The sequence below is a fragment of the Mesorhizobium sp. WSM4837 genome (genome assembly GCF_055811435.1).
Genome location: NZ_JBVVQE010000138.1, coordinates 1 through 6,162, shown reverse-complemented (window position 1 = coordinate 6,162; position 6,162 = coordinate 1). Strand labels below are relative to the sequence as shown.

At 61.7% G+C, this 6,162-nt stretch carries 5 protein-coding genes and 1 pseudogene; 2 read left to right on the top strand and 4 right to left on the bottom strand.

The genetic code is table 11. The features are described 5' to 3' along the window. The 4 genes from AC0L3D_RS35750 to AC0L3D_RS35735 all read right to left on the bottom strand — a co-directional run. The coding region (locus AC0L3D_RS35750) for a hypothetical protein (RefSeq protein WP_473647428.1) at positions 1-396 on the bottom strand (396 nt) is incomplete at its 3' end. A gap of 91 nt (positions 397-487) precedes the next feature. After that, complete coding sequence (locus AC0L3D_RS35745) at positions 488-2,458, bottom strand: ABC transporter ATP-binding protein (protein WP_473647427.1); 1,971 nt, start codon at positions 2,456-2,458, stop codon at positions 488-490. After that, the gene (locus AC0L3D_RS35740; protein ID WP_473647426.1) at positions 2,445-4,262 is read right to left on the bottom strand and encodes an ABC transporter ATP-binding protein; all 1,818 of its coding nucleotides are present in this window, start codon (positions 4,260-4,262) and stop codon (positions 2,445-2,447) included. The genes AC0L3D_RS35745 and AC0L3D_RS35740 overlap by 14 nt, the downstream gene beginning before the upstream one ends. Before the next feature lie 449 nt (positions 4,263-4,711). Beyond that, complete coding sequence (locus tag AC0L3D_RS35735) at positions 4,712-4,864, bottom strand: DUF982 domain-containing protein (protein WP_473647425.1); 153 nt, start codon at positions 4,862-4,864, stop codon at positions 4,712-4,714. 366 nt (positions 4,865-5,230) lie between these two features. Here AC0L3D_RS35735 and AC0L3D_RS35730 point away from each other — a divergent pair, with 366 nt between their 5' ends. Then, the gene (locus AC0L3D_RS35730; RefSeq protein WP_473647424.1) at positions 5,231-5,749 is read left to right on the top strand and encodes a TonB-dependent receptor plug domain-containing protein; all 519 of its coding nucleotides are present in this window, start codon (positions 5,231-5,233) and stop codon (positions 5,747-5,749) included. A 211-nt stretch (positions 5,750-5,960) separates the two neighbouring features. Continuing rightward, a pseudogene (locus AC0L3D_RS35725) lies at positions 5,961-6,162 on the top strand (DDE-type integrase/transposase/recombinase); the annotation flags it as partial.

Here is a 6,162-nt window from a genome sequence, read left to right as displayed (position 1 = left end):
GTGGCCATGCGCGACATATTCGCGGACCGATCCCGGCGTCAGGCCGACGCGGTATTCGTGGTTCTTGATTTCCCGGGTGCAGCCGACGCGCATTAGTTCCTCCTCGAATTTCTGATTTTGCGGGGCGGCCCATAAAACCATAAATAGCGCGGCAAGTGTTTGCGTATCCGGTTGTCGCCGGGCGCGGTGATCGCTATTCCTTGCGCCAAAATCTGTTCTATTCGCAGGAAGCACGAACGATGTCGCTCGACAGGATCGATATCGCCATTCTGGAGACATTGCAGAAGAATGGGCGGATATTCTAACGATGCGCGCACCCGGATGCAGTCTGGCTTGAATCGCCATTGCCATGAAAGACGGCTTGCCGAAATATTCCTGCTCGGCGTCGCCGCTCATGCTGGCGAAGTGCAGGACGGCGATTTACGGCTTCGGCGGCGGTGGGGTTTCTATCACCAATACGTCGCCTCCCAAAGCCAACGCCAGAGAGTCAGAATCTCTGTGCACGGTCGTTACTTCCACTTAGCAGAAGGCGGCAGGGGCTATCTGTCCGGCTCCGCGAGGCCTGCTCACGTCGCTTTGCCGACGGCCGCGTCCATTCCATCTCTTCCTCGGAAATGTCGTCGAACGAAGCGTAGTTCATGTTGTAGAGACGGGCGTAGAGGCCTTTTTTTGCGATCAGCTGTTCGTGGTTGCCGCTTTCGACGATCTCGCCGTTCTGCAGCACGATGATTCGGTCGGCTCCGCGGATGGTGGCCAGGCGATGGGCAATAACCAGCCCTGTACGCCCTTCCAGCAGTTTTATCAGCGCCTTCTGGATCAGCATCTCTGTATAGGAATCGATGCTGGCCGTGGCTTCGTCGAGCACAAGGATCTTGGCGTCGGCGACCAGCGCCCGCGCGAAACTGATCAGCTGGCGCTGGCCGAGCGAGAGATTGCCGCCACGCTGCTCGAGTTCGGTGTCGTAGCCATCGGGCAAGTTCTCTATGAACTCGTGCGCGCCGACGGCCAGTGCGGCGCGGACCACCTCCTCGCGGCTGGCGCCGGTCTTATGATAGCGGATGTTCTCCAGCACCGTTCCTGAGAACAGGAACGGCTCCCGCAGCACCATTGCCACCTGCTCTCCGAGCGAATCCTGTGTCAGGTCGCGCACATCGTGCCCGCCGACCAGGACCTGACCCGACCAGACATCGTAGAAGCGGTGCACCAGCGCCATCGAACTGGACTTGCCCGATCCGGTCGGGCCGACAAGTGCTACGGTCTCGCCCGGGTTGACGCGAAAGGAAACGTTCTTCAGCATCGGCAGGTTCTGCCGGTAGCCGAAGGTGACGTTCCTGAACTCGACCGAGCCGTCCATGTCGCGCGACAGCTTAACAGCATTGTCCTTATCGCTGACGTCCACCGGCACGTCGAGCACTTCGGAGATGCGCTGGCCCGAAGCCATGGCGCGCTGCATCACGCTGTACTGCATGGTGAGCGAGCGGATCGGGTCGAAGAAGCGCTGGATGTAGAACAGGAACGCCACCATGACGCCGACGTCGAGGCTGTGCGACAGCACCATCGAGCCGCCCACGACGATGACTGTCGCCATGGCGAACCCGGTCAGCGTGTCGACGATCGGCACCATCACCTGCGCATACCTGGCCGATCTCAGATGGGCATTGAGATTGGCCAGCACCTTCTCGTCATAAAGATCGAAATTGACATGCTGGCGTTCCAGGCTCTGTACCGTGCGCACGCCATGGATGCCTTCAGCCAGCGCACCGTTGGCGATCGAGTTGGTTTCATGCGCCGCCATGAAGGCGACCTTGGCGCGCGGCAGCCAGAACAGGCGCACGATGAACAGCACCGGCATGGTCGACAGCGTTAGCAGCCCGAGCCGGAAATCGAGCCAGAGCAGGACGCTGACGATGCCGAACAACAGCACGATGTCGCCCACCGACATCACTGACGTTTCGAGGAATTCCTGCATTGAATTCACATCGCCCTGCAGGCGCGACATCAGCCGGCCGACCTCGGTCTTGTCCATGAAGCTCAGCGAGACCCGCTGCACGTGGCTGAACATGGCGCGGCGCAGGTCGGAGAGCACGTTTTCGGCCACCTTGCCGACGACGCTCTCCTGCACATAGCTGGCGCCGTAGTTGATGAGGATGATCGTCGCGAAGGCGCCCGTCGCCCAGATCATCACCGATCGGTCGAGCCTGCCCGCCGCCATGCCGTGGTCGATGGCGTAGCGGATGACCAGCGGGATCGCCAGCTGCGTCAGCGTGAACACCAGGACCGCGGCGACCGAGATGAAAATCCGGCCCCGATAGGGTTTCACGAAGCTCCAGATGCGCCGCACGATGCGCGGATCATAGGCCTTGCCGAAGACTTCTTCCTCGTCGCGGTGCGAGCCGACGACCGCCTTTGTCGGCCGCCCGCTGGTGTCTTCCTTCTCGTCGCCGCTATGTGTCGACATCACGCGGCTCCGTTACAACGGGTCGGTCATCGTCCGGCCGCAGCTGCAGGTCGTAAAGGGCCCGGTAGCGTCCGCCGAGCGCCAGCAGTTCCTCATGCGTGCCGCGCTCGACGATCCGGCCGCCCTCCACGAACAGGATCTGGTCGGCATGCATCAGTGAACTCAGCCGGTGCGAGATGATGAGCGTCACGCGGTCCTTGGCGAAGAGTTTCATCGCTGCCCGGATCCGTTGCTCGGTGCCGGCGTCGATGGCAGCAGTTGAATCGTCGAAGACCAGCACCGATGGCCGCAGCATCAGGCTGCGGGCGATGGTCAGGCGCTGGCCCTGGCCGCCGGAAAGCGACGCGCCGCGTTCGCCAACGACTGTGGTGTAGCCGGCGGGAAGCCCGATGATGTAGTTGTGCAATTGGGCATACTCGGCGGCTTGCCCGATGCGGGTCTCGCGCGCCCATGGATTGCCGTAGGCGATGTTGTTCTCGATCGAGGTGGTGAACAGGAATGCGTCCTGCTGCACCACGCCGACCCCCTTGCGCAGCGATTGCAGCGTGACCTTGCTGATGTCCTGGCCATCGATGGTGATGGCACCTGACGTCACATCGTAGAAGCGCGGGATCAGGTGCGCGATGGTCGACTTGCCGCTGCCGGGCGGACCGACAATGCCGATGGTTTGGCCGGATCTTGCCTCGAAGGAGATCCCGGATAGCGTCGGACGGCCAGCGCCCGCGTAGCGGAAGCCGACATTGTCGAAGCGCAGCACACCGTCAGTGACGACAAGATCCTTGGCGTCGGGCGCGTCCTCGATATCGAGTTCGGTGTCCAGCAGTTCGAACAGACGCGTGCCGCAGGTCGAAGCGCGGGCGAATGAATTGACCATCAGGCCGAGCTGGCGCACTGGCATCTGCAAGATGGTCATGAAGGTGAGGAACTGGGCCAGCATGCCGACGCTGATCTGGCCCGCAATCACCTTCTGGCCGCCGAACCAAAGCACCAAGCCCATGGCGGCGAGGAACGAGAAGTTCATAGCGCTGGTGTTGCTGACGCGGATGCCGACGCGCTGGTTGGCGAGGTCCAGCGCATCCTGCTTGGCGCGGTCGAACTTTTCCAGCTCATGCCGCTGCGCCGCAAAAGCACGCACGACACGGATGCCACCGAGGTTCTCATCCATCACCCGGCTCAGCACCGACAGCCGCTCTTGCAACGTCAGCCAGGTGCTGCGCAGCGCCAGCTGCGTGACCGAGGACCGCCAGGCGACGAACGGCACAAAGCTCAGGCTGAGCAGCCCGAGCACGAGATCGGTGCTGATCAGCAGATAAGCGCCGACGCCGATCAGCACGCCGAGCAGCACGACGCGCAGGATGCCGGTGGAGAAGAACATGCGCACGCCGTCGAGATCGAGCAGGCCGAGCGTGATGAGATCGCCGGTATGGACCCGGTCGTGGAAGGAGAAGCTCAGGCGCTGGATCTTCTCATGGAAAGCCAGCCGCAGTTCATAGCCGGTCCGGTGGCCGATGGCCTCGCCATAGTAGTTCTGCGCCATGGTGAAGAGGCCGCGCAGGATGCTGACGACGAGCAGCGTGAGCGCCGTGTTCCACAGCGCGCGCTCTGCCGCAGGACCAGCACCAGCAGTCAAGGCGCCCTGCGCCTGATCGATGGCGCGTCCCAGCAAGCTCGGAATGAAAAGCTGCAGCGTCGCGGCAATGAAGGTCGAACCGATGGTGATGGCGACTTGCCAGGGATGGCGCAGCGTCATTCGCACGATACGCAGCAGGGTGCTGAGGCCTTTGCCCCAGGAGGCTTCCGCCACATGGACAAACGATTTGCCGCGCTACGCCGCGCCGCTGGTTGCATCCGTACGCAAGGGAAATACCCAGACCAATCCGGACATTAGCCCGGACGAATGAAGCAGACTCAATTCAGATGGCGATGTTACGCGTGTCCGACTTGACCGTTCAAGGGGCCAATGGCGGCATCGCACTATGCCTGAAAGGCGTGCACCATTGGTCGTCGCGATCGTCCGCGAAAGGCAGCCCGGCGCGGCGAGCGCCTCCACATCCCGGCCACGAATTCGTCCGCAGATATGCGTCGAGGCCTTCGATGCCGCTCTCCGAGCCATAGGAGCTCGGGCCGATATGCGGCAACGCCTATGCCGAGTTCGCATATTTCAAGCTCAGCCACTACCCTTGCGCGCGTTCCGAGACGTTTGGCTCTCGCTATCGACGGGCGGTTTGCCTCCCGAACGCTTCGTTCGACGCGTCAGCCGGGAAAAACTCCCACGACCAGTATTCCGGCCTCGCGGGCGGCCTCGACGAAAGCCTGCCGCGCAAATTCCGGCGGCTGCTCGCCTTCAGGACCGCGATGCAGGCTTCGCGGGCCTGCTTGTTCCGTCGGCCAGCTGCGGAGAAGCACTCGGCCGCCGCTCGGGTCGAAGGGATATTGATCCTTTTGTCGCGCCCGCCCAGTTCCACACGGACATAGCTCTTCCAACGCTTCGTGTCCAAATCGCCCGCCAAGAGCTTCCCTCAGTCCACCAACGGTCTTGAAAGAATCGTCCGGATGGTCCGACCAAGCCGGGCCTGCCGAATCCGTGGCGAGGATGCCGAACTTTTTCGAAAAGGCAACAAATGGCTTACGGGCATTGTCGGCCGAATCTTCCCGGCGCTGTTTAGAAGGTGGGGAACAAGAAGCAGCACGTTGATTGTTGACATGTCATGTTATCTAGCAACGCCTCCTAGCCGACCAAACCCAGCTCCCTTCAGGACAAGGCAAATAATCTTGGTCAATGCCGATGAGGGGATTTGCATGAGGAAATCTGTTGGGCTGTTCGCTGCGCTGGCCGTGATCGGTCAGGACGCAGCTGCGCAGGAAGCGACGGTGCTCGAACGCATCGTGGTGGAGGGGCTAGGCGGTGTGCCCCTGACCGCAACGATCGGCACCCTGCCGGAAGCGTATCCCGGGGGACAAGTTGCGCGAGGGGGACGCCTGGGCCTGCTCGGCGACATCATGGATACGCCGTTCAACATAGGCAGCTACACGGCGCAGACCATCGAGAATCAGGGCGCGCGCACGGTGGCCGACGTGATGATCAATGATCCTTCCGTGCGGAGCACCCATTCAACCGGCGGGATATTGGATTCCTTCTATATTCGCGGCGGAGAGGCCGGTGATAAAGATACGCCCACGGTCGAGGCCATATTCGACCACAATCGCCGCGATCATCTGGCGGAAGGGAAGGGCCTCTCCGCCGTTCCGCTTTGTATCGCCTGGCACGAACCAGTTGAAGCAGAGGGATAGCCGCAGTGTATCCGACGTCCGGACTCCTTCGATTTCGAAAAATCTCCCTGTTCAAACCTGCCAAACTTCTCCGTGTTCAAAGCTGGTCCTCAAAAAGAGGCGGGGACGCCGGGAACTGCACGATCCGCCGCTGGTGACACTGTTTGTCATTAGCCTGTGGAAACCAGAAATCGCGAGAGATTGGCAGCCTAGGTGTTTGATCCCGGGCTTCGCCGTCACCGGCAAGTGGCACATGGACGAGACATACATCAAGATACGCGGCCAATGGATGTGTCTCTATCGTGCCGTCGACGGAGTCGGCGACACGGTCGAGTTCTTCTTCAGCGAACACCGCGACTGCCGGCAGCCAAGCGCTTCTTCCGGAAGGCCCTGGAGCGCCACGGCAGACCGGATCGCATCGTCATCGACGGCAG

Bases quoted from the DNA above. Each gene is read 5' to 3' on its own strand.
- AC0L3D_RS35745 (WP_473647427.1), bottom strand. From the start codon at position 2,458: ATGTCGACACATAGCGGCGACGAGAAGGAAGACACCAGCGGGCGGCCG.